The organism is Rhodanobacter glycinis (assembly GCF_900114325.1).
GTDB classification, from domain to species: domain Bacteria; phylum Pseudomonadota; class Gammaproteobacteria; order Xanthomonadales; family Rhodanobacteraceae; genus Rhodanobacter_A; species Rhodanobacter_A glycinis.
The window spans coordinates 123,703-147,340 of record NZ_FOSR01000008.1 but is presented as its reverse complement, the minus strand read 5'-3'; the positions used below and the strand labels follow the sequence as shown (position 1 = coordinate 147,340).

The following is a 23,638-nucleotide window of genomic DNA, read 5'->3' as shown; positions in this document are numbered from 1 at the left end:
ACCGCTGCCTGACCGTATCCCATGCCCTCCCATCTGCAAGAAACCCGCCGCCGCCGCACCTTCGCCATCGTCAGCCACCCCGACGCGGGCAAGACCACGCTGACCGAAAAGCTGCTGCTGTTCGGTGGCGCGATCCAGATGGCCGGCAGCGTGAAGGGGCGCAAGGCGGCACGCCACGCCACGTCCGACTGGATGGCGCTGGAAAAGGAGCGCGGCATCTCGGTCACCTCGTCGGTGATGCAGTTCCCGTACGAGGGCAAGATCGTCAATCTGCTCGACACGCCGGGACACGCGGACTTCTCCGAAGACACCTACCGCGTGCTGACCGCGGTCGATTCGGCGCTGATGGTGATCGACTGCGCCAAGGGCGTGGAGGAACGCACGATCAAGCTGATGGAAGTCTGCCGGCTGCGTGACACGCCGATCATGACCTTCATCAACAAGCTCGACCGCGAGGGCCGCTCGCCGATCGAACTGCTGGACGAAGTGGAGTCGGTGCTCGGCATCGCCTGCGCGCCGCTGACCTGGCCGATCGGCATGGGCAAGCGCCTGAAAGGCGTCTACCACCTGCTGCTGGACGAAGTGCACGTGTTCGAGCAGGGCAAGAATTTCACCCGGCAGGATTCGACCATCTTCAAGGGTCTGGATGCACCGGGACTGGAAGCGGCCGTCGGCGCCGCGGCACTGGCCGAGCTGCGCGAGGAACTGGAGCTGGTGCAGGGCGCCGCGCCCTCGTTCGACCAGGACGAATACCTGGCCGGCAAGCTCACCCCGGTGTTCTTCGGTTCGGCGGTGAACAACTTCGGCGTGCAGCTGCTGCTGGATTTCTTCGTCGAGCATGCCCCCGCGCCACGCGCCCGCACCACCACCTCGCGCGAAGTGCAGCCGGACGAGGAAAAGCTCAGCGGCTTCGTGTTCAAGATCCAGGCCAACATGGACCCCGCGCACCGCGACCGCGTGGCCTTCATGCGCGTGTGTTCGGGCACCTATACCGCCGGCATGAAGATGATCCAGACCCGCACCGGCAAGGACGTGCGCATCGCCAACGCGCTCACCTTCATGGCGTCTGATCGCGAGATCGTGGAAAGCGCCTATCCGGGCGACGTGATCGGCCTGCACAACCACGGCACCATTTCCATCGGCGACACCTTCACCGAAGGCGAAGCCGTGAGCTTCACCGGCATTCCCAACTTCGCGCCCGAGCTGTTCCGTCGCGCACGCCTGCGCGACCCGCTGAAGATGAAGGCGTTGCAGAAGGGTCTGGCCCAGCTGTCCGAGGAAGGCGCCACGCAGTTCTTCCGTCCGCTGATGTCGAACGACCTGATCCTGGGCGCCGTCGGCGTGCTGCAGTTCGACGTGGTGGCCTACCGGCTGAAGGACGAATACGGCGTGGACGCCACGTTCGAGCCGGTCAGCGTGACCACCGCGCGCTGGGTGCACTGCGACGACGAGAAGAAGCTGGAGGAATTCCGCGAGAAGAACGCGATGAATCTGGCGCTGGATGCGGCCGGCGAACTGGTCTACATCGCCCCGACCCGGGTCAACCTGCAACTGGCGCAGGAGCGCTGGCCACAGGTGCGCTTCGCCGCCACGCGCGAACACGCGGCGGCCATCGAGGTTTGATGTCCGGCCCTCCCTGCACGCAGGGGAGGGCCGAAGACCCTGCTCCGAACCTTGCAGGATCGTCATCCCGGCGACTGCCCACTGCTGTCCGGAATAATTTCGAATACCTGCAGTCGTGCGGTGGCATATGCCGAAATCGGTTTTTGCCCGTCATTCCGGCGCAGGCCGGAATCCAGTAGCCGTATGGCTAGGACAGGCGTGATCGCTACTGGATCCCGGCCTGCGCCGGGATGACGAGCCGGAGAGGGGGTCGCTGCCAGAAATGGAATCGCCCCCTTGTTGCATCTCGCGCAAGCGGCGCGGGTATTCACTCTCGAAGGACATCCCAGGATTATTCCGGACAGCAGTGAGCGAATGCCGGGATCCAGTGACTCCGAGCGCTGACATGCACGAAGACGCCGGATTCCGGCATTCGCTGGAATGACGAGTTCTCGGCCGTGTCGCCAAAGTCCGGAGCATCGGGTCGGAAAGGGGCCAAAGCAGCCTCGCGACCAGTCCGCCCTTCTTCCGGCGGCACCCTGCTGCGGGAGCGATGGCTGCCATGCTGATAATCTGCCGGTTTTCCACGGAAGCGCCGCCATGTCCGCAGCCGCCATCGCCTTCTCCACCCCACCCGACGCTCCGCGCTGGCAGCGCTGGCTGGTGTTCTCGCCGGGTGCGCGCATCGTGTTCTTCGCCGTCACGATGGCGATCCTCGGCTTTGCCGCACATGCCGTCGTTGCATCGTTGGGATGGACGGCCAAGACCGCCGGCCCCCTGCACTTCGCACTCGCCCTGCTTGCCGTGGAATTGCTGCCCGCGCTGATTGCCTACGCCATTCTGGTGAAGGCGATCGAGCGGCGACGCCTTCGCGAACTGGCCTTGCGCGATGTTCCCACGTTCGGGCTGGGCGGTTTCGCGGGTGGGCTGATTCTTTTCAGTGCGGTGGTCGGCCTGCTGTGGCTGCTGGGCAGCTATCACGTACTGGGCACGAACCCTCATGCCGACTGGCTGCCGCAAGTGCTGGTGGCCGGCATCGGCGCCGGCATCGCCGAGGAAATCATCACGCGCGGCGTACTGTTCCGCGTGGCCGAGGAAGGTCTGGGCAGCGGCTGGGCCCTGCTGATCTCGGCCGTTTTCTTCGGTGCCGCGCACATTGCCAACCCCGGCGCCACGCTGTGGAGTTCGGCGGCCATCGCGATCGAGGCCGGGATACTGCTGGCCCTGCTCTATCTGGTCACGCGCTCGCTGTGGACCTGCATCGGCCTGCACGCAGCCTGGAATATCGCGCAGGGCACGATCTACGGTATCCCGGTGTCCGGCACCCACGCTGATGGCTGGCTGGTCTCCAGCCGCAGCGGCCCGGACTGGCTGAGTGGCGGCGCGTTCGGCGCCGAAGCCTCCGTGGTGGCGCTGGCCCTGTGTTCGCTTTGCTCGGTGGCACTGCTGGTGGTGGCGTGGCGCCGGCGCCTGTTCGTGCCGCCGTGCTGGCGACGCCGCTGAGCGCCCCAGGAGCGTGACGCAGCGGCACGGGGCCAAGGGCATCGGCAGATGACGATCAAGCTACCGCCATCACATCCAGCTCGCTAATCTGGCCTCGTTGCGCATCCGCCTGCGCCCGATCCTATCGACTGGAATCCGCATGACCGCCGCTCCGACACCCCGGCAATCCGTGAGGAAATACTCCTGGCTGGCCCACTTGCCGATCAGCCGGAAAATCCTGCTCGGGATCGTGCTGCTGCTCGGGCTGTTCCTCATCGCCAGTTCCATCACGCTGTATACCCAGAACCAGCAGGAAACCAGCCGGCGCTGGACCGATCACGGCTATCACGTGCAACTGGCCATCGCCCGGCAACAGCGCAACCTGCAATCCAGCCAACTGGGCTTGCGCGGATACCTGCTCTCGCTCCGGCCCAGCGAGCTGGATCAGTTCAACACGGGCATGCAGCAACTGGATGCGCAGGTTCCCGTGCTGCGTCAGCTGACTATCGACAACCCCTTGCAGCAATCCCGCCTCGACCACTTCGAGTCGATGCTGGCGCAATGGCACAAGGAAGCCGAGGAGAAGGTCATCCTGCCGCTGGGCAAACTGGCGAATGTCGACCCCAAACAGGCCGCCGAACAGAGCGACATCATCGGGGACGATTACTTCGCGCACCGTAGCGTGAGCATGCAGGACATCAGCCACGTGCTGGCGCAGATGAATGCCACCGAGCGGACCCTGCTCGACCAGCGCAGTACGCACCTGCACCACATGCTGCTGGTCAACCGGCTGCTGAGCGGCATCTTCGCCCTGCTCAGCCTGGCGCTCGGGCTGATGGTGATCTCGCTGACCTCGCGCCTGGTCACCCATCCGTTGCGGCGCATCACCAACCAGATGAACCGGCTGGCCGCGCACGATTACGGCATCGAGATCCGCAGCGTCGACCGGCGCGACGAGATCGGCGAGATTGCCCGCGCGCTGCAGGTGTTCAAGCAGATGGCGATCGAGACTGCCGAACAGAACTGGCTGAAGGGGCGCATCGGCGAGGTCTCCCTGCAGCTGCAGGAAGCCACGACCCATCGCGAATTCGGCCAGCGGCTGACCTCCGAACTGTCGCGCCTGCTGCAGCTCGGCATCAGCCTTTTCTATGGCTACGACGCTGACCGCCAGCGTCTGGACCTGCTCGGCAGTTACGGCCTGCGCATGGATATCCAGGCCGGCGTCCGTTACGTCCCCGGCGAAGGCCTGGTCGGCCAGTGCGCGCTGGACCACCAGCCGATCCTGCTCGACCAGGTGCCCGAGGACTACCTGCGCATCGACTCGGGCAGCGGAGCCGCGCTGCCGCACTGCGTCACGATCCTGCCGGTGCTGCTGCGCGAACAACTGATCGGCGTGCTGGAACTGGCCAGCTTCGCGCCACTGACCAGCCTGCAACGAGAATTGCTGGATGCCCTGCTGCCGCTGATGGCGCTGACCCTGGAAAACCTCAACCGGGCCGTCAGCACCCAGGAGCTGCTGGAGCAGACCCGCGAGCAGGCCGACGACCTGCGCGTCTCCGGCATCACGCTGCGCCAGCAGCAGGAAGCGCTGACCGAAAGCAACGAGTCGCTGCAGCGCAAGACCATGGAGCTGGAAGAGCAGTCGCAGCGACTGCTCGCCTCGGAAGAGGAACTGCGCGTGCAGGCCGATGAGCTGCAGGCATCCAACGAGGAACTGCGGCTGAAGACCGACACGCTCCGCGAGCAGAAGCGCACCCTGCAAACCCTGCAGCGCGACACCGAGGAAAAGGCCGCCGAACTGGCGCGCGCAAGCCAGTACAAGAGCGAATTCCTCGCCAACATGTCGCACGAACTGCGCACGCCGCTGAACAGCCTGCTGATCCTCTCGCGCAGCCTGGCCGACAACCGCGACGGCAACCTGGACGACGAGCAGGTGGAATCGGCACGCATCATCAACGACGCCGGCACCAGCCTGCTGCGACTGATCAACGACATCCTCGACCTGTCCAAGATCGAGGCCGGCAAGATGGAACTGTCCACCGTCGATTACCCGCTGGCACAATTGGCGCAAAGCCTGCGCCGCAATTTCGACCACGTGGCCCGCGACAAGCAGGTGGCCTACGAGGTCGTGCTTCAAGCCGGCCTGCCGGAACAGATCCACACCGATCCGGGCAAACTGGAACAGATCGCCAACAACCTGCTTTCCAACGCATTCAAGTTCACGTCGCACGGCACGGTCCGGGCCGTCATCGGTCGCCCCGCGGCCGAGCTGCCGGTACCTGCGGCACTGCTCGGCCAGCCCTTGCTGGCCATCAGCGTGCAGGACAGCGGCATCGGCATTCCCGAAGACAAGCAGCAGCGCATCTTCAACGCCTTCGAACAGGTGGATGCCAGCACCAGCCGCCACTACGGTGGCACCGGGCTGGGCTTGTCGATCTCGCGGCAGATGGCCGAACTGCTGGGCGGCGACGTGGTGTTGCAGAGCCAAATCGGCACAGGCAGCACCTTCACCCTGCTGCTGCCCGAACGCGCGCCCGCGAACACGGCGACGAAACCGCCGGAACCTGCAGCCATGCGGCGCCCCGTCGCCATCCCCGCGATGCCGGCACAGAACATCGGCGACGATCGCGAACACATCGCGCCCGGCGACAGCATCATCCTGGTGGTGGAGGACGACCTGGCCTATGCGCGCATCCTCGCCGGCATGGCACGGCAGAAGAACTATCGCGTGCTGCATGCCGCGGACGGCGAGAGCGCGCTGGAGCTGGCGCGGCGCTTTCGCCCGCTCGGCATCCTGCTCGACGTGATGTTGCCTGGCATGGACGGCTGGACCGTGATCGAACGGCTGAAGGCCGAGCCGGCCACCCGGCACATTCCCGTGCACTTCCTGTCCGCCATCGACGAGACCGAGCGCAGCCGCGAGCTCGGCGCGGTCGGCTTCCTGACCAAGCCGGTCAGTCGCGAGGCACTCGACGGCGCCTTCGAGCGCCTGCTGCATTTCGCCGAAGGGCGCCCGCGCCGCCTGCTGGTGGTGGATGACGAAGCCGATGCGCGCAGCGCCGTGCGCAGCCTGCTGCGCCAGGACGACGTCAGCATCGACGAGGCCGGCTCGGCCGAGGAAGCCCTGCAGAAAATCGCCGCCACCGGGTATGACTGCATCGTGCTCGACCTCGGCCTGCCCGGCATGTCCGGCCTGGAGCTGCTGCAACAGCTCGCGCGCGAAGGCAGCGTGCCGCCCGTGGTGGTGTACTCCGGGCGCGAGCTCAGCCGCGAGGAAAACCTCGCACTGCGCCAGTACACCGACAGCATCGTGATCAAGGGTGTGCGTTCGCCCGAACGCCTGCTCGACGAAGTGAGCCTGTTCCTGCACAGCATCCACCGCGCCCCCGAAGGCGCGTCGACCGGTCCAGCCACGGATGACGAACTGAAGGGCCGCCACGTGCTGGTCGTCGATGACGACATGCGCAACCTGTTCGCGTTGGCGAAGGTGCTGCGCGACTGGGGCATCCAGGTCAGCATGGCGCAAGACGCACCCAAGGCGCTGGCCCAGCTCGACGAGAACGACGCACTGGAACTGGTGCTGATGGACATCATGATGCCGGGCATGGACGGCTACGAGGCGATCCGCACCCTCCGTGCCAAGCCCCGCTTCGCGCAGTTGCCGGTCATCGCGCTCACCGCCAAGGCAATGCGCGGCGATCGCGAGAAATGCCTGGAAGCCGGCGCCAACGATTACCTGTCCAAACCGATCGACATCGACAAGCTCGCCTCGATGATCCGCGTCTGGTTGCGCCGCTGAGCCCGCATGGACCCGGAATCCCCAAGCCATGACGACATCGGCGAGGCTGCGCTCACCGACATCGAGCTGGAACTGTTCGTGCGCGCGATGCAGCGCCGCCACGGCTACGACTTCAGCCAGTACGCACCGGCCTCGTTGCTGCGCCGCGTGCGCCAGCTGGCCAACAGCCTCGAATGCGGCACGATCAGCGGACTGACCAGCCGCACCCTGCACCAGCCGGAGCTGCTGCCCCGCGTGCTGGAAGGACTGTCGGTACCGGTCTCGGACATGTTCCGCGACCCACGCGTCTTTCGCGCGCTGCGCGAGCAGGTCTTGCCCATACTGGCATCGTACCCGCGCATCGACATCTGGCAGGCCGGCTGCGCGCATGGCGAAGAGGTCTATTCGCTGGCCATCCTGCTGGAAGAAGCCGGGCTGTATGAACGCAGCCACATCTTCGCCACCGACCTCAGCACGCGCGCCCTGCAGCATGCGCAGGAAGGCATCTACCCGGCACGCGAGGCGCAGCAGTGGTCGCGCAACTACATCGCCACCGGCGGCACGCGCTCGTTCGCCGACTACTACAGCGTGCGCTACAACCTGCTCAAGATCGACAAGCGCCTGCGCCGGAATGTCACCTTCGCCCAGCACAACCTGGTTTCCGACAAGGTGTTCTGCGAGGCGCACCTGGTGCTGTGCCGTAACGTGCTGATCTATTTTTCCAACCCACTGCAAAGCCACGCCCTGGCCTTGTTCCGCGACAGCCTGGTGCGTGGCGGCTTTCTGTGCCTCGGCTTGCGCGAAAGCACCGACTTCGCCACCACCGCGGCGGATTTCGACCCGTTCGACGAACCACAGCGCATCTACCGGCGATCCATTCATCCGGCCGCAGGAAGCAAGGCATGACGGTGACCGCCATCGTGGTGGGGTGCTCGGCGGGCGGCGTGACGGCCCTGCAAACCCTGCTCGGCGGACTGGATCCCCGCCTGGCGCAAGCCCTCGTGGTGTGCTGCCACCGCAGTGCGGACGATTCCGCCAACCTGGCCGGGGTGCTGGCCCGCTCCTCGCGGCTGCCGGTGGTCGAGGCCGCGGAACGCGAACCGGCGCGCGGCGGCGTGGTGCATCTGGCGCCACCGGGATACCATTTGCTCATGGAAAGCGACAATCGCTTTGCGCTCTCGGTCGACCCGCACGTGTCACACGCACGGCCGTCGATCGATGTGCTGTTCTGCTCCGCCGCACAGGCGTGGCGTGCCGGCCTCGTCGGCGTGGTGCTCACCGGTGCCAACACCGATGGCGCCGAAGGCCTGCGCCTGATCCGCCGCTACGGTGGCATCGCCATCGTGCAATCACCCGCCAGCGCACAGGCGCCGGCCATGCCGCAGGCTGCCCTCGACCTGGCGGGCGCCGACCACTGCGTGCCGCTGGAGGCCATTCCGGCGCTGCTCAACCGCCTGTGCCTGGCATGAACCCAAGCCGCCCCAAGATCCTCGTCGTCGACGATACCCACGCCAACCTGGTGGCGATGCGCCGACTGCTGGCCGGCTTCGATGCCGAACTGGTCGAGGCAGACAGCGGCAACCAGGCACTGGCGCTGTGCCTCGACCACGAATTCGCGCTGATCCTGCTCGACGTCAACATGCCCGGGATGGACGGCTTCGAAGTGGCGGCCCTGCTCGGCGAAACCGACCAGCTCAAGGGCACGCCGATCATCTTCGTCACCGCCGCCTACGCCGACGACCTCAATCGCCTGCACGGCTATCGTTCCGGTGCGGTGGACTACATCGCCAAGCCGATCAACGACGCCATCCTGCAATCGAAGGTACGCGTATTCCTGGAGTTGTACGCCGCGCGCATGCAATTGCAGCAAGCACTGGACGAGCTGGCCGAGCGCAATACGCAACTGAACATCGAGATCGCCGAGCGCGAACGCGCCGAGGCCAAGGTGCGCCACCAGGCCACCCACGACATGCTGACCGGCCTGCCGAACCGGGCGTTGTTCCATGATCGCCTGCAAGCGGCCATGCAGCGCGGCGCGCGCCATGACAGCGGCTTTGCACTGGCGATGCTGGACATCGACGGCTTCAAGGCGGTCAACGATACCTGGGGACATCCGGCCGGCGATGCGCTGCTGCGCTCGATTGCCGCCCGGCTGGGCAGTCATGTGCGGGCGAACGATACGGTGGCGCGCCTCGGCGGCGACGAATTCGCGCTGATCCTCGAAGAGGTGGGCGACGTACCGCTGCTGATGGAACGCTGCCAGCATCTGTGCGACATGCTGGCGCTGCCTTATCCGCTGGAAACCGGCCAGCGTGAATTCGTGGCCACCGTCAGTGCCAGCATCGGCATCGCGTTGTGGAACGGCGCCGTGGATGCGGAGGAATCGCTGATCCAGGCCGCCGACCGTGCACTCTACGAAGCCAAGGGCAGCGGCAAGAACCGCTGCGTGCTGTCCAGCCAGGAAAGCTGACAGCGCGGCCCGGGCGCATTCGACACCCGGGCCGCAGTCACTCACGGGTTGGTCAAGCCACGCGGGTCAGCTTCTTCTCGTCCGCGCGCGTCACGGCCGCACGCAATTCGGACGGATCGAAATCGTCCACCGAGATGAACTCGAACACCGCCGCATGCACGCGCTTGAGCAGATCGTGCTCGGCCTGGCTGATCACGTTGGCCGCCAGCGCCTCGGCCAGCTGGCCGTCGTAGTCGTGCGCCTTGAACTGGCCCGCCTTGAGCCCCTTCAGGAACTTCCGCTCCACCGGCTCGGCGGCGATCACGTCAGGCAGCAATGCGTTCATGCGGCCCACGGTGTTGTTGGCGCTGGGCGTCAGGTAGACCCATTCCAGCAGGCGCCCGCGTGCCTCGTTCGGTGCGGTGAGCAGCGCGGCCACGCGACGCCCCAGCCGATCCGACGGCGGCACTTCGCGACGACCGAACGGAAACACCAGCACGCGCAACAGCCACGCCACCGGACGCACCGGGAAGTTGCGAATGGCGCCGTCCAGCGCGTTCTGGATCAGCCACATGCACTCGTGGAAACCCCAGGCCAGGAACGGGCGATCCGCTTCCGGCCGGCCGGTATCCTCGTAGCGCTTGAGCATGGCGCTGGCGATATACAGATAGCTGAGCACGTCGCCCAGCCGCGCGGAGAGTTTCTCCTTGAACTTCAGCTTGCCACCCAGCACGCCCATGAACACGTCCGCGCACAAGGCCAGCGCGGCGGAGTAGCGGTTGAGCTTGCGGTAGTAGCGGCGCGTGTAGGCATCACCCGCCGCGTCGCCCATGCGACCGCCGGACAAGCCCATCACGAAGCTGCGCACGGCATTGGAGATGCCGAAGCCGATATGGCCGAACAGTGCCTTGTCGAAGGTGCGCAGGCGCTCGCCGTAATCGGCCATGGACAACGCCTGCATTTCCTTCAGCACATAGGGATGGCAGCGGATGGCCCCCTGGCCGAAGATCATCAGGCTGCGCGTCATGATGTTCGCGCCTTCCACGGTGATCGCGATCGGCACGGACGACCAGCCACGCCCGGCGTAATTCTTCGGACCGAGCTGCACCGCCTTGCCGCCGTGCACGTCCATGGTGTCGCCGGCCACGGTACGGGCCCATTCGGTGGCGTGGTACTTGGCGATCGCCGAGGGCACCGCCGGCTTCTCGCCACGATCCACCGCGGCCGCAGTGGCGCGCGACAGCGCAGTGGTGGCATAGGTCAGGCCGCCGATGCGGCCCAATGCCTCTTCCACGCCCTCGAAGCGGGCGATCGCCAGGCCGAACTGCTTGCGCATGCGCGAGTAGGCGCCGGTGGCCGCGGCCGAGGCCCGCATCGCGCCGGTGGCGTTCGACGGCAGTGAAATGGCGCGCCCCACCGACAGGCATTCCACCAGCATGCGCCAGCCGTGGCCGGCCATCTGCGGGCCACCAATCAGCACCGACAACGGCGCGAACACGTCCTTGCCGTGGATCGGGCCGTTCTGGAACGGAATGTTGAGCGGGAAGTGGCGGCGACCGATCTGCAGCCCCGGCGTCGTGCGCGGCAGCAACGCCAGGGTGATGCCCAGGTCGTCCTTGTCGCCCAGCAGGTGTTCCGGGTCGTACATGCGGAAAGCGAGGCCGACCACGGTGGCGACCGGCGCCAACGTGATGTAGCGCTTGTCGAAAGTGAGCTTGATGCCCAGCGTTTCCACGCCGTCCACCATCTGCTTGCAGACGATGCCGTAGTCCGGAATCGAGGTGGCGTCGGAGCCCGCATACGGGCCGGTCAGCGCGAAGCAGGGGATTTCCTCGCCCACCGCCAGGCGCGGCAGGTAGTAGTCCTTCTGCTCCTCGCTGCCGTAATGCAGCAGCAATTCGGCCGGCCCCAGCGAGTTCGGCACCGCGACGGTGGAGGACACCGTGGCCGACATGGTCGACAGCTTCTGCAGCACCGCCGAATGCGCCAGCGCGGAGAACTGCAGGCCGCCGTACTGCTTCGGGATGATCATGCCGAAGAACTTGTTCTTCTTGATGAACTCCCACACGTTCGGCGGCAGGTCGGCCAGCTCGTGGGTGATCTGCCAATCGTCGATCATCGCGCAGAGTTCTTCCACCGGGCCATCGAGGAAGGCCTGCTCCTCGGTGCTCAGTTCCGGCTTCGGCTGACGCAGCAGTTCGTTCCATTCCGGCTTGCCGGAAAACAGCTCCCCTTCGAAGCCGACGGTGCCCGCTTCCAGCGCGGTCTGCTCGGTCGCGGACAGTTTCGGCGTGACCTTGGCGAACATCTTCAGCAGCGGCGCGCTGATCTGCTTGCGACGGAACGTCGGCAACAGCAGCGGGATGGCGATCGCCAGCTCGATGATGACCAGGATGACGGTGGTCACGGGTGCATGCACCAGCAGGCCCACCACGATGGTGGTGATCAGCGTGGCGATGGCCCAGGTGCGCAGGCTCGTGCGGTGGTAAGCGCAGGCGCCGGTCGCGATGAGCGCCGCCAGCAGGGTCAGTATCACGGACATCTCGACTTCCTCGTTGCGGTGCGTACTTGTGGTGACTATGAAACCCGAACGCCCCGCCGGGCGTCCGCGTCGTCCAGGGTATGGATGAAGCCTGCGATCTCGCGCGTGAATGCATCGTTCGCATCGCCGGCCACCATGTGCGTGGCGCCCGCCACCTCCACGTGTCGGGCATGCGGCACGAGCTGCAGGAATTCGTCGACGGTGTCGCGCGAAACCACGTCGCTGCGTTCACCGGAGAGCAGCAATACGGGCACATCCACCTTCGCGGCGGCGGACAGCAGGCGCGGCTGGTAGCGTTCGCTCTCCTGCACCAGCCCGCCCGCCAGCAAGGCCGGGTCCCAGTGCCAGTGCAGCCGGCCATCGGCCGCTTCGCGCATCAACGGGCGCAGCTGCTGCTCGCTCTTGCGACCGTTGCGCTGCGGCAGGTAGGTGGCGATCTGCGTGGCGGCCTCGGCGTAATCCGCAAAACCATCGGGGTGCGCCTGCATGAAGGCCAGGATGCGCTCCACCCCCGCCGTCTCCCAGCGTGGCGTGATATCCACCAGCACCATTGCGCGAAACGGTGCCGGACGGGTTTCCCCGGCCACCACCAAACCGAGCAGGCCGCCCATCGAGGCGCCGATCAGGATCGGCGGCTGGGACTGCGCGCGTGCCAGTCGCAGCAGGTCCTCAGCGAACTGCTGCATGTGGTAGCTGCCATCCGGCGAACGTTCGCTCTCGCCATGCCCGCGCGTGTCGAACGTGACGCAATGGCAACCTTGTCGAGCCAAGGCTGCGGCCGAACCGCCCCAGGCGCCACGGGTCTGGCCAAAGCCGTGCGCGAACAGCAACGTCGGCGAGCCGGCCGGATTCAACGACTCCACGGCCAGCGCGATACCGTCGCCAGTCCGAAAGGGCTCTGCCTGAGGGCGGGTCTTTTCCATACGCTTGAGTATGGATCGCCACGCCCAGTGCCGTCAACCTCCCAGACTCGCCAATCTCACCGCCCACCGTGCATCCGGGCCACCACTGCCTGTGCTACCCGGTCTGGGCTACCATACGGCCATGAATGCAAGCAGCAAACCGGAACGTACCCGCCTCTCCGCCGAGGACTGGGAAGAGGCCGCGCTCGGCCTGATCGCCGACCAGGGCGTGGGCGCGCTGGCCGTGGAAGCACTGGCGCGCCAGCTTGGCGTCACCAAGGGCAGCTTCTACTGGCACTTCCGCACCCGCGAGGCCTTGCTGCTGGCCGCGCTGGAGCGCTGGGAACAGTACGGCGAGCGTGAAGTGCTGGGCCAGATCGAGACCATCGCCGACCCGCGCGAACGCCTGCCCGAACTGTTCCGCCGCGTGGCCCACGAACTGCGTCCGCACCGGGTCTACGCCGCCCTGCTCAAGGCGCTGGACCACCCGTTGGTGGTGCCGGTGATGGCCCGCGTGTCGCAGCGCCGTACCGATTTCCTCAACACCGCCTATCGCGAAGCCGGGCTGCCGCCGGAAGACGCCATCAACCGCGCGCGACTGACCTATGCCGCCTACGTCGGCTTCCTGCAGCTGAACTTCACGCTGGGCCTGCCGCGCCTGGGCCACGACGAGTTCGATGCCTACATCGAACACATGATCGCGACCCTGATCCCCGCCTGATCCCGGCGAAAACCTGAACACGAGCACACGGGCGCCTTCGGGGCGCCCTTTTTGCTGCGTCTGACCTTGCAATGCCAGTTTTCGCAACATAGTGTTTTGGCTCTTATTTGGCTGAAGACCAAACTTGAAGACCAACTTGGGAGAAACCATGGCAAGCAAGCTGGAAGCGCTGCAACACTGGGTCAACGACGTGGCCGCCCTGACCCGTCCCGCCCACATCCACTGGTGCGACGGATCGGACACCGAATACCAGTCCCTGGTACGGCAAATGCTGGCCGATGGCACCCTGATCGAGCTGAACCAGCAGACCCATCCGGGCTGCTACCTGCATCGCTCGAACCCGTCCGACGTGGCCCGGGTCGAGCAGCTCACCCTGGTCTGCCACCCGGAGCAGGAAGACGCTGGCCCGAACAACCACTGGATGGCTCCGGCCGACGCCCACGCCAAGATCGACGCGCTGTTCGACGGCTGCATGGAAGGGCGCACCATGTACGTGATCCCGTATTGCATGGGGCCGATCGACTCGCCGCTGTCGCGCTGCGGCGTGGAGATCACCGACAGCCCGTACGTGGTCGCCAACATGAAGATCATGACCCGCATGGGCGCGGCCGCGCAGGCGCGCATCGAGCGGGAAGCGGCCTTCGTGAAGGGCCTGCACTCCACCGGCGAGCTCGATCCCGAACGGCGCTGGATCATGCACTTCCCGGCCGAGAAATCGATCAAGTCCTACGGCTCCGGCTACGGCGGCAATGCGCTGCTGGGCAAGAAGTGCCACGCCCTGCGCATCGCCAGCAACCAGGCACGCGAGGAAGGCTGGCTGGCCGAGCACATGCTGATCGTGGGCATCGAGAATCCGCAGGGCGAAACCCACTACATCGCCGCCGCGTTTCCGTCCGCCTGCGGCAAGACCAACCTCGCCATGCTGATTCCGCCGGAAGGCTATCGCCGCGATGGCTGGAAGGTGTGGACGGTCGGCGACGACATCTGCTGGATGCATCCGGGCAAGGATGGCCGCCTGTACGCGATCAATCCCGAGGCCGGTTTCTTCGGCGTGGCCCCGGGCACCAGCAACAGCACCAACCCGAACGCGCTGAAGAGCGTCTCGCACGACACCATCTTCACCAACGTCGCCGTCACAGCCGACAACCAGCCGTGGTGGGACGGCCTGCCCGGCGAGCCGGTCACCGACTGGCAGGGGCGCCCGTACGATCCCGCCAACGGCCCGGCCGCGCATCCCAACTCGCGCTTCACGGTCAGCGCAAAGCAATGTCCGACCTGGTCGGAGAAGGCCGAGGCGCCGCAAGGCGTGCCGATCAGCGCCATCGTGTTCGGTGGGCGCCGGCCGTCGCTGCTGCCGCTGGTGATGGAAGCCTGTGACTGGACCCATGGCGTGCTGATGGGCGCCGCGATGGGTTCGGAAACCACTGCCGCCGCCACCGGCGCGGTCGGCGTGCTGCGCCGCGACTCGATGGCGATGAAGCCGTTCTGCGGCTATCACTACGGCGACTACTTCGCGCATTGGCTGGCGCTGGACAAGGCCGGCGCGAAGCTGCCGAAGATCTTCCACGTCAACTGGTTCCGCAAGGGCGCCGACGGCAAGTTCCTGTGGCCCGGCTTTGGCGAGAACCTGCGCGTGCTGGAATGGATGATCGAGCGCGTGAAGGGCACCGCACGCGGCGTGCAGACGCCGATCGGCACCTTGCCCGCCCGCAACGAGCTGAAGCTCGACGGCCTGGCCCTCAAGCCCGGCCAGATCGACGAGCTGCTCGCGGTGGACAACGCCGGCTGGCAGACTGAAATCGAAGCGATCGGCGAATACCTGGAAAGCTTCAGCCCGCGCCTGCCCGAACGCCTGCGCCAGGAGCGCCAGCGCGTAGCCGATGCGCTGGATGCGGACGCCACCTCTCCCCGCACCGCCACGGCCTAGGAGCGTGGGCGGTAGAAACTTTCGAGGCGAAAAAGTGGCTGCGTGAGGACAGATTTGACCAGCTTCGCTGTTATGAAGCGCTTCGACGATTCGCCGGCCCATAGTGGTTCTATGGGCCAAGAAGCGACGGAGATATGGACCACGCAGGCGCTTTTGCAGCCCGGAAGATTTCTGCCGCCCACGCTCCTAGGGAAGGTCTGATTTTGCTCGTCATCCCAGCGAAAGCTGGGATCCAGTGCCTGTAGGTCTTCGAATGCAAAGGCACTGGATTCCTGCTTCCGCAGGAATGACGAGCAAGAAGCCGATTGATCAGACCTTCCCTAGTTCTACTGTGTCAATAAATACGTCTAATACTCGGATGCGCCCTGCCGCAGCAAGGACATCGCGCCAACTGTCGCGCGATCAGGCGGGCGAGACGAAAGTGCACGGTTGCGATCGAGAGCGGTTGATGGCGCTGCATCGGTCCCAGCCCCACGCGGGCGGAAGCCTTCGGGTACGGCAGGTGCTTTGAATCGAGCACGGTTTTTTTTACTGCCGCGCAAGCGCTCCAGCGTCAGGAAGCCGTAGGCCGCGATACACAGGCTGGCGTGGTGATGAAAGCCGCGCCAGTTGCGCCCTTCGTAGTGACCCAAGCCGAGTTCTTGCTTGAGTTCCAGGTAGTCCCGCTCGATGCGCCAGCGGCCCTTGATGGTGCCGACAAGGGCCTTGAAGGGGGTCGCTTCCGGCAACGTCGAAAGCCAGTAGCGCAGCGGTTCGGCGTCGCCGCTAGGCCATTCGATGACCAGCCATTCGGGCGCACGATCACGGTCGTCGTGGGCGGCGACCACACGTACGCGGGCGAAGCGGCCGGACAAGGGTTCGGCGGAACCCTGCCGCCAGGTGATGGTGCGATACGCTCGCGCCGGCAACGCCTGCGCCAGCGCACGCACACCGATCGGTCGGTGCGCCGCATCGCGGCATACCCGCACGCGGGGACGTCCGCTCCCCGTCGCAGGTGGTGGTGGCGTGGCCGGTTGATGCTTACCCCACCACACCGCCGTGAGCGGCCTGACGCCCAGCGCGTAGATCAGATCTTGCGTGCTCAGCTCATCGCGAAGCGTGCTGTCATCGCCGTAGGCGGCATCACCCAACACGACGCCTCGCGGCACGCCCGCCGCAACGGCGGCGCGGATCTGTGCCGCAGCGATCTGGTTCTTGGTCAGAAAGCCGACTGAAGCGGGCACCCCAACAGTGGCGCATCGCTGCGGGTCGTCGATCCATTCGGCCGGCAAGTACAGCTGATACGCCAACGGCAGACTGTTTGAGTCCGTCGCCAGCGACAAGCTCACCGCCACCCGGCAGTTGTCGGTCTTGCCGGTCTCCCCGCAATACTGGCGCGCTACGCCCACCGAGTGCTTACCCTTCTTCGGAAAGCCGGTGTCATCGATGATCCAGAAGCGCGGTGCGGTGCCGCCGTGCGTCAGTACAGGCAACACCTGCTCGGCCACAGCGGCCAGCAAGGCGTCGTCGCTCCATGCCGACGTCGACACCAGGTGATGCATCGACTGATGGGTCGAGCGCACGTCTTGCGGTCGCACCCGTGCTGCCATCGGCTCCACGCTCTTGCGCCCGCCAGGCAGCATCAAACCCTGCAGGTACCAGCGCGTAGGCAATGCCCGGTCCGCGTGTCCCATGGCGGCAACCATCGCCTCGCCATACTGTTCAAACCGTGCTTCCAGACCGATGCCCATGACCCACCTCCTCGCAGGTTGCTAGAAGATGCCGTGATCATGCCGTGTTTTTATTGACACAGTAGAACTAGCTAGCCTGAACCCTCATCCGCCTGCCGGCACCTTCTCCCGATGGGAGAAGGGAACACACGCGTTGCCTCGCGGCGCTTTTGAGCCCATACCCCTCCGGGAGAGGAGTTTGGGGTGAGGATACGGAGTCGCTACCGCGCTGCGATTCGTGCGGCCCTTCCCCTGTGCGCGGAAAGAGAGGCTGCAGCAAGACATTGCGGCAATCCGCTTAAACGCTTGTGCCCGGGCGTGCATCCAAGCTGGCAAGATGATCGCCGCCTGCACCACCGGAAGTTCCATGCCACCTGCTCCTGCCGAGGGACACCCCGACACGGTCGACGTGGAAGCGGCGGTGCGCGGTGATCGGGCGGCGTTCCAGCGGATCTACCAGCGACACGTGGGTCGCGTCCACGGCGCGGTCTACCGTTTGGCTGGCTACGACCACGCACGCGCCGAAGATCTCACCCAGGAAGCCTTCGTGCGTGCCTGGCAAAAACTGGACAGCTTTCGCGGACAAAGCGCATTCGGCACCTGGCTGTACCGTCTGGCGGTGAATGTGGCGCTGATGGACATCCGCGCGCGCGGTGCCGATCCGGTCGGCTTCATGGATGAGGACAGCCTGCCCGATCACTGCGAAACGCCGTTCTGCGCCGCCGAACGCGAAGAGCTGGAACACGCGATCGGACGCCTGCCGCCACGCGCCCGCGCCGTCCTGGTGCTGCACGACGTGGAAGGCTGGCGGCACGAGGACATCGGACTGGAGCTGGGCATGGCGGTGGGATCGTCGAAGGCACAACTGCATCGTGCCCGCGGTCTGTTGCGCAAGGCACTCGGAGAAGACTCATGAACGAATTCGAATGGCGTCGACAAATGCGCGAATTGCGCCAGCCGCTTGCGCCCCCGCACGAGCTGTGGAACCGCATCGATGCCGCGCTGGACAGCGCCACGACGGCGGCAAAACCGGTGCGCCGGCCGTGGCATTGGCTGCCCGCCATCGGCATCGCCGCGGCGCTGGTCCTTGCCGGTTGGTTCGGCGGCCGCCTGCAGCAGCAACTGCAACCGACCCCGGCCGTCGCATCCGCGTCGCAACCATGGAAACCGGCCGACCCGCGCCTGGCCGGCGCCGCGATCGAGCTCACCGCTGCCCAGATCGAACTGCGCCAGGCATTGCAACAGGCGCCCAATTCAACCGCCCTGCAACAATTGCTGGCGAACACCGAACGACAGCAGGCCAGCCTGCGCCAGCTCGAACACCAGGCCGGCTGAGGCCACGAGGATTCCCATGAAAACCGCACGCTACCTCCCGCTGCTGCTCTGCCTCCCGTTCGGCCACGCACTGGCCGACACGCCGATCCAGTTGCAACACGTCGCCACGTCCACTGCCCGCATCAGCATCAGCAACGTCGCCGGCGAAGTGCATGTCACCGCATGGGATCGCAACGAGGTGCAGGTCGGCGGCCAACTCGGCGATGGCGCCAAGCCGCTGGCCATTACCGGCAGCGACGACAATCTGTCGATCAAGGTGCAGCCGCAGGGCGGTGGCGGCTGGTTCGACTGGGGCGACAGCAACCACATGGGCGCCACCACGCTCGACGTGCGCGTACCGCGCGGCGCCACCTTGCATGTGAACGTGGTCAGCGCACCGCTGGCCATCGACGGCACCCGCGGCGGCACGCTGAAACTCAACTCCATCAGCGGCCGGGTCCGCGTCAACGCACAGACCCCCAGTCTGGACGTGGACAGTGTCAGCGGCGGCATCGCGTTTTCCGGCCACGCCGATCGCGCCGACCTGCAGACCGTCAGCGGCGATATCCTCGCGCCATCGCTGGGCGACGACGCGAGGCTGCAAACGGTCTCCGGCCATATCCAGGTCAGCGGCGGCCCGTGGAAGCACTTCAAGCTCGGTACCGTTTCCGGCGATGCAACGATCAGCGGCAACCTCGCCACCAACGGGCAGATCAACATTGACAGCATGAGTGGCGACATCGATCTGCGCCTGCCCTCCGGCCTGTCCGGCTCGATCCACGCCAGCACGTTCAGCGGCGACCTGCACAGCGATTTCGGCACGCCGACATCATCCGCGCACGGCCCCGGCAGCGCGCTGGACACCACCGTCGGCGACGGCCGCGGCACGATCAAGGTGGAAACCTTCAGCGGCGACCTGCGCATCCGCAAGCAGGGCTGATCGCCGCCCACGCGCACGGCCCGCGACACGGGAAGCCGCATGGCCGGAAGGTTATCGGGACAAGTGGGTCAGACGGATTCGTCGGCGACCGCAACGCGCCGATCCGATACCGCGTCGGGGATCAGAGATCCTGGTGGTATTGCACGTATGGCGTACGTGACTGGTCCGGCTCGGGGCCGACCGGGGTGTTCGCCGCATTGCCGGACGACCACACGTTCTGCGCGCCGAAGCTCAACGAGCCCTGCCACGGCAGGTGCCAGGTGACGCCAAGATCGATGCTGCTCCAGCGGTGGTCGCCACTCAGGGCACCGGGCACGCCGGCTTCCGGTTGCATCACGCGACCGATGATGTTGCCGCTGATCGAACCGTGGTCGACGCCGAAGCTCAGCGCCTTCTGGTCCAGCGTATTGAGGCCCAGCGCATTGCCCGGCAACAACCGGATGCGCCCCACGCTGGCACCAATGTCGATACCGCTGCCGCTGCCCAAGGACATGCGACCGCGGGCATTGAACTGGGTACTGCTGTCGAAGTCGCTCAACCCGTTCACGCTGGGTGTGGCACCGGGCAGAACCCGCGGCAGCGTCGGGCTGTTGGACGTACCGTTGGTGCCCACGCTCAGGCCCACGCTGTAGCGGCCCGCGTTGTAGCTGGCGCCCACTTCGCTGCCCACGACGCGTGGCGCACGATTGGCCCAGGAGTGCTCGCTGACCCCGGCATGCGCGGTCAGATGGGGCGCCAGTCCATAGTTCAGGCTGCTCGAAGCCACCGTGCCGGCATCCACGCCGCGGAACGACAGCGGCGAGCCTTGCTCGGCTTCGCTTGCGTCGACGGCACTCGACTGCACTGACAGCACATGGCCATTCGCGCCGCGCCACAGCGGCACGGCGGAGGCATCCGTCGAGCGCACACCGGCCTGTGCCGGAGGCGCCTGCAACAGGCTGTCTCCGATCGTCTGCGATGAACTGCCGCCCAGCGACTGGCCTGCCGCGACAAGCGGCAGCAGCAACAGCGGCAATGTAAGCAGCAAGCGGCGCATGATGATCTGGCTAAAGCCCCCGTTTAACAGATAAAGCCTGTGGAGACAGGAAGTTCCACGGCACCGAGTATACGTCGTTTTACTTCTTTCTAACACCCTGTTTTTGCGGTTTGCGGCACGAAATGATCCTTTTTTCGCCCGAAAACCGGCACAAAACGTGCTACGAGAGGCGTCCGGGTCGGGGAATCGCCGCAATTGCTCACGACAAAGCCACGCCATCCGGATATATAGTCACGGCGTCATCCAGCTGCATAGACCCGACACCCTCCGATGAGTTCAGTGCCCGACAGCAGTCCCGCCCTGTCCCTTCGGCCCAAAGGGGCGGCCGAGGCGGTGCTGTACGACAGCGTGGAACAGCTGTCTGACGCCAGCGACGCCGCCAGCGTGCTGAACATCTGTACCGAGGCGATCCATCGGCTCGGCATCCGCGGCCACGTCCACTGGCGCCCGACCAGTGAACCCGCGGCCCCGACGGCACTGGATCTTGCGCGAGATGCGCAAGGATTGCGCACGCTGGTGCTGGACGACCCCGGCGCACTCGACCCGGTCCTGCGCGATCAACTGGCCTGGCTGGGCCGACTGGTGACCAGCCGCTTGCGCCAGCAGGCCGAAACCAGCCGCCTGTACGAAGCGATTTCACGCCTGGCCCTGGCCGAACGCCTGCAGCGCGCGCTGTATGCCATCGCCGAGCAGGCCGGATCGACGCACTCCATGCCCGAGATGATGCGCTCGCTGCACGCCATCGTCGCCAGCCTGATGTACGCCGAGAACTTCTTCATCGTGCTGTACGACGCCAGCACCGGCACCGTGCGCTATCCCTACTTCGTGGACACGGCCGATCCGCAGCCGCCGTTGCCCGAGCAGGACATTCCACTGCAGGACATCCACCACAGCCTGACCTGGAACCTGCTCAAGAGCAGCCAGCCGATCATGGGCTCGATGCCGGAGCTGATGCGGCAGTTCGAAGGTCATTTCGAACTGGTCGGACCAGCCTGCGAACACTTCCTGGCCGTGCCGCTGCTGCGCGATGGCCGCGTGGTCGGCGGCATCGTGATCCAGAGCTATCGCACCGATACGCACTACACGACGCAGGACCGCGAACTGCTCGGCTACGTGGCGCAGCACGTGCAGACCGCACTGGAACGGCGCGAGGCGCAGTCGGAACTGGAACACCGCGTGGCCGACCGCACCGCGGCGCTGCGTGCCGCCAATCGCGTACTGCGCCAGCAGGTGCTGGAACGCCAGCGTGGCGAACGCCTGCAAACGGCGTTGTTTCGCATCGCCGAACTGGCCAGCGCCCCCGAAGGCAGCGATGATTTCTACGCGGCCATGCATCGCGTGATCGGTGGCCTGTTGTATGCGCGCAACTTCTACATTGCCCTGCTCGAGGAGCAGGGTCAGCGCATCAGCTTCCCCTATTCGGTGGACGAAATCGACGGCGTGCGCCTTGCTCGCGAGCCCGGCTGCGGCGCCACCGAATACGTGCTGCGCCATGGCCAGCCGCTGCTGGCGGATCGTGCCGCCTTCGACCGTCTCGCCGAACAGGGCGAATGCACCCAAACCGGCGCGCGCTCGGTGTGCTGGCTTGGCGTGCCGCTGCGCTGGGACAACCAGGTGAAGGGCGCGCTGGTGGTGCAGAGCTATTCGCCCGAGCACATGTACGACGCGCGCGACCAGGAACTGCTGACCTTCGTCAGCTACCACGTGTCCAATGCGCTGCAACGCAAGCACGGCAACGAATCGCTGAAGCACGCCTACGCCAACCTGGAACGCCGGGTCACCGAACGCACCCGCGCGCTGGCGCTGGCCAACCGCGACCTGCGTGAACAGATCGCCGAGCGCGAACGCGTGGAACGACGGCTGAAATACGAGACCCTGCACGACTCGCTCACCGGCCTGCCCAACCGCACCTTCCTGTTGCAACGGCTGGAACACTCGCTGCAGAAATACCAGCACGATCCCGCCACGCTGTTCGCCGTGCTGTTCATCGACCTGGATCGCTTCAAGGTGATCAACGACTCGGTCGGCCACCTGATCGGCGATGACCTGCTGTTCCAGGTGGGTGGCCGCATCCGCGCCTGCCTGAAGACGCGCGACATCGTGGCGCGACTGGGCGGCGACGAGTTCGCGGTCTTGCTGGGCAACGTGGAAAGCCAGGCCACCGCGGTGCAGATTGCCGAACGCATCATCGGCGAGCTGCAGGTGCCATTCCGCTTGGGTGCCAAGGAGGTGTTCACCTCCGCTTCCATCGGCGTCACCATCGCCGGCCCGCACTACCAGCGCCCCGAGGAACTGCTGCGCGATGCCGACTCGGCAATGTATCGCGCCAAGGACGCCGGCCGTCACTGCACGGCGGTGTTCGATGATCGCCTGCGCTATGAAGCACTGTCGCTATTGGAGATGGAAGGCGACCTGCGCCGGGCGCTGAACCGGCGCGAGTTTGTGCCGTTCTACCAGCCCATCGTGTCGCTGGAGGACGGTCGCACCGTGGGTTACGAAGCGCTGCTGCGCTGGCGCCATCCGGAACGCGGCCTGCTCTCGCCCGGCGACTTCCTTGCCGTGGCCGAGGAAAACGGCAGCGCGGAAAACATCGACTGGCAGATTTTCGAACAGGTCTGCGCGCAAGCCCGTTCACTGATCGGCGACCACGGCTTCATCAGCTTCAACGTCTCCGCCCGGCACTTCCGTTCCCCCGACCTCGACCAGCGCCTGCTCGACCTGTTCCAGGCCTACCAGGTGCCGGCAAGCCGCTTGCGCGTGGAAGTCACCGAGCACACCCTGCTGGAAAACCCGGCGCAGGTGAAACGCATCCTCGCCAACCTGCGCGCCCATGGCGCCGGCATCGCGCTGGACGATTTCGGCACCGGCTATTCCTCGCTGAGCTACCTGCACCAGTACCCGATCCAGACCCTGAAGATCGATCGTTCCTTCATCGTGGAAATGGAACACGCCGGCGGCGTGGCCGTGGTCCGCGCCATCCAGGTGTTGGCCGACTCGCTGGGCATGCAGGTGATCGCCGAAGGCATCGAGGAAGAACAGCAGCGCCAGGCCCTGCTGCAGATCGGCAGCCGCTTCGGCCAGGGTTTCCTGTTCTCCCATGCGCGCGCCGCCGAGGAATGGCTCGACGCCGCGCTGGCCACGACCGGCTGAGCACTCGCCGGCCAGCCCGCTTCCAGGAGCCCGCTCGCGGGCAATGCTTTTGCCGGACTGTCGTGGAAGGAAAGCATCGCCCGCGA

Annotated in this window: 16 protein-coding genes; 12 read left to right on the top strand and 4 right to left on the bottom strand. The window is 66.0% G+C overall.

From position 1 onward, the window contains the following. Positions 1-21: 21 nt before the first annotated feature. The 6 genes from BMY90_RS10435 (at position 22) to BMY90_RS10410 (ending at position 9,332) form a co-directional block, all read left to right on the top strand. Complete coding sequence (locus BMY90_RS10435; RefSeq protein WP_092703796.1) at positions 22-1,623, top strand: peptide chain release factor 3; 1,602 nt, start codon at positions 22-24, stop codon at positions 1,621-1,623. A 579-nt stretch (positions 1,624-2,202) separates the two neighbouring features. Next, complete coding sequence (locus BMY90_RS10430) at positions 2,203-3,105, top strand: CPBP family intramembrane glutamic endopeptidase (RefSeq protein WP_092703794.1); 903 nt, start codon at positions 2,203-2,205, stop codon at positions 3,103-3,105. A 139-nt stretch (positions 3,106-3,244) separates the two neighbouring features. After that, a complete protein-coding gene (locus BMY90_RS10425) occupies positions 3,245-6,883 on the top strand; it encodes a response regulator (protein WP_245735014.1) in 3,639 nt (1,212 codons plus the stop codon). 6 nt (positions 6,884-6,889) lie between these two features. After that, positions 6,890-7,768 (top strand): CheR family methyltransferase, encoded by an 879-nt coding sequence (locus BMY90_RS10420; protein ID WP_092703792.1) that lies wholly within the window; start codon positions 6,890-6,892, stop codon positions 7,766-7,768. Then, a complete protein-coding gene (locus tag BMY90_RS10415) occupies positions 7,765-8,331 on the top strand; it encodes a chemotaxis protein CheB (protein ID WP_092703790.1) in 567 nt (188 codons plus the stop codon). Before BMY90_RS10420 ends, BMY90_RS10415 begins: the two co-directional genes overlap by 4 nt. After that, a complete protein-coding gene (locus tag BMY90_RS10410) occupies positions 8,328-9,332 on the top strand; it encodes a diguanylate cyclase domain-containing protein (protein WP_092703788.1) in 1,005 nt (334 codons plus the stop codon). Before BMY90_RS10415 ends, BMY90_RS10410 begins: the two co-directional genes overlap by 4 nt. A 52-nt stretch (positions 9,333-9,384) precedes the next feature. Here the strand turns inward: BMY90_RS10410 and BMY90_RS10405 are convergent, their stop codons facing one another. Both BMY90_RS10405 and BMY90_RS10400 read right to left on the bottom strand, forming a co-directional pair. Continuing rightward, positions 9,385-11,853, bottom strand: coding sequence for an acyl-CoA dehydrogenase (locus BMY90_RS10405; protein WP_092703786.1), 2,469 nt, complete (start codon positions 11,851-11,853; stop codon positions 9,385-9,387). Positions 11,854-11,888: 35 nt separating this feature from the next. After that, complete coding sequence (locus tag BMY90_RS10400) at positions 11,889-12,776, bottom strand: alpha/beta fold hydrolase (protein WP_008209478.1); 888 nt, start codon at positions 12,774-12,776, stop codon at positions 11,889-11,891. A gap of 121 nt (positions 12,777-12,897) precedes the next feature. Here BMY90_RS10400 and BMY90_RS10395 point away from each other — a divergent pair, with 121 nt between their 5' ends. Then, a complete protein-coding gene (locus BMY90_RS10395; RefSeq protein ID WP_008209476.1) occupies positions 12,898-13,476 on the top strand; it encodes a TetR/AcrR family transcriptional regulator in 579 nt (192 codons plus the stop codon). Positions 13,477-13,624: 148 nt separating this feature from the next. After that, entirely contained in the window at positions 13,625-15,403 is a 1,779-nt protein-coding gene (locus BMY90_RS10390; RefSeq protein WP_092703784.1) for a phosphoenolpyruvate carboxykinase (GTP), read from the top strand. Between the two features lie 347 nt (positions 15,404-15,750). Here BMY90_RS10390 and BMY90_RS10385 read toward each other — a convergent pair whose 3' ends face one another. Further along, complete coding sequence (locus BMY90_RS10385) at positions 15,751-17,133, bottom strand: IS701 family transposase (protein WP_092703782.1); 1,383 nt, start codon at positions 17,131-17,133, stop codon at positions 15,751-15,753. A 346-nt stretch (positions 17,134-17,479) separates the two neighbouring features. On the opposite strand from BMY90_RS10385, the gene BMY90_RS10380 reads away from it, so the two are divergent. From BMY90_RS10380 to BMY90_RS10370, 3 genes are read left to right on the top strand one after another with little or no spacing between them, the layout of a single operon-like run. Then, a complete protein-coding gene (locus tag BMY90_RS10380) occupies positions 17,480-18,028 on the top strand; it encodes an RNA polymerase sigma factor (protein ID WP_092703855.1) in 549 nt (182 codons plus the stop codon). Further along, entirely contained in the window at positions 18,025-18,447 is a 423-nt protein-coding gene (locus tag BMY90_RS10375) for a hypothetical protein (protein WP_092703780.1), read from the top strand. The genes BMY90_RS10380 and BMY90_RS10375 overlap by 4 nt, the downstream gene beginning before the upstream one ends. Positions 18,448-18,463: 16 nt before the next feature. Next, positions 18,464-19,366 (top strand): DUF4097 family beta strand repeat-containing protein, encoded by a 903-nt coding sequence (locus BMY90_RS10370; RefSeq protein ID WP_092703778.1) that lies wholly within the window; start codon positions 18,464-18,466, stop codon positions 19,364-19,366. A gap of 121 nt (positions 19,367-19,487) precedes the next feature. On the opposite strand, the gene BMY90_RS10365 is transcribed toward BMY90_RS10370, so the two are convergent. After that, positions 19,488-20,402 carry a hypothetical protein gene (locus tag BMY90_RS10365; protein WP_092703776.1) on the bottom strand — a complete coding sequence of 305 codons (915 nt, stop codon included), beginning with the start codon at positions 20,400-20,402 and terminating at the stop codon, positions 19,488-19,490. Positions 20,403-20,672: 270 nt separating this feature from the next. Between BMY90_RS10365 and BMY90_RS10360 the strand changes: the two genes are divergently transcribed. Further along, positions 20,673-23,552 (top strand): bifunctional diguanylate cyclase/phosphodiesterase, encoded by a 2,880-nt coding sequence (locus BMY90_RS10360; RefSeq protein ID WP_092703774.1) that lies wholly within the window; start codon positions 20,673-20,675, stop codon positions 23,550-23,552. The last annotated feature ends 86 nt before the right edge of the window (positions 23,553-23,638 follow it).

Coding starts and splice junctions, on each gene's coding strand:
- BMY90_RS10435 (WP_092703796.1), top strand. CDS start 22: ATGCCCTCCCATCTGCAAGAAACCCGCCGCCGCCGCACCTTCGCCATC.
- BMY90_RS10430 (WP_092703794.1), top strand. CDS start 2,203: ATGTCCGCAGCCGCCATCGCCTTCTCCACCCCACCCGACGCTCCGCGC.
- BMY90_RS10425 (WP_245735014.1), top strand. CDS start 3,245: ATGACCGCCGCTCCGACACCCCGGCAATCCGTGAGGAAATACTCCTGG.
- BMY90_RS10420 (WP_092703792.1), top strand. CDS start 6,890: ATGGACCCGGAATCCCCAAGCCATGACGACATCGGCGAGGCTGCGCTC.
- BMY90_RS10415 (WP_092703790.1), top strand. CDS start 7,765: ATGACGGTGACCGCCATCGTGGTGGGGTGCTCGGCGGGCGGCGTGACG.
- BMY90_RS10410 (WP_092703788.1), top strand. CDS start 8,328: ATGAACCCAAGCCGCCCCAAGATCCTCGTCGTCGACGATACCCACGCC.
- BMY90_RS10405 (WP_092703786.1), bottom strand. CDS start 11,853: ATGTCCGTGATACTGACCCTGCTGGCGGCGCTCATCGCGACCGGCGCC.
- BMY90_RS10400 (WP_008209478.1), bottom strand. CDS start 12,776: ATGGAAAAGACCCGCCCTCAGGCAGAGCCCTTTCGGACTGGCGACGGT.
- BMY90_RS10395 (WP_008209476.1), top strand. CDS start 12,898: ATGAATGCAAGCAGCAAACCGGAACGTACCCGCCTCTCCGCCGAGGAC.
- BMY90_RS10390 (WP_092703784.1), top strand. CDS start 13,625: ATGGCAAGCAAGCTGGAAGCGCTGCAACACTGGGTCAACGACGTGGCC.
- BMY90_RS10385 (WP_092703782.1), bottom strand. CDS start 17,133: ATGGGCATCGGTCTGGAAGCACGGTTTGAACAGTATGGCGAGGCGATG.
- BMY90_RS10380 (WP_092703855.1), top strand. CDS start 17,480: ATGCCACCTGCTCCTGCCGAGGGACACCCCGACACGGTCGACGTGGAA.
- BMY90_RS10375 (WP_092703780.1), top strand. CDS start 18,025: ATGAACGAATTCGAATGGCGTCGACAAATGCGCGAATTGCGCCAGCCG.
- BMY90_RS10370 (WP_092703778.1), top strand. CDS start 18,464: ATGAAAACCGCACGCTACCTCCCGCTGCTGCTCTGCCTCCCGTTCGGC.
- BMY90_RS10365 (WP_092703776.1), bottom strand. CDS start 20,402: ATGCGCCGCTTGCTGCTTACATTGCCGCTGTTGCTGCTGCCGCTTGTC.
- BMY90_RS10360 (WP_092703774.1), top strand. CDS start 20,673: ATGAGTTCAGTGCCCGACAGCAGTCCCGCCCTGTCCCTTCGGCCCAAA.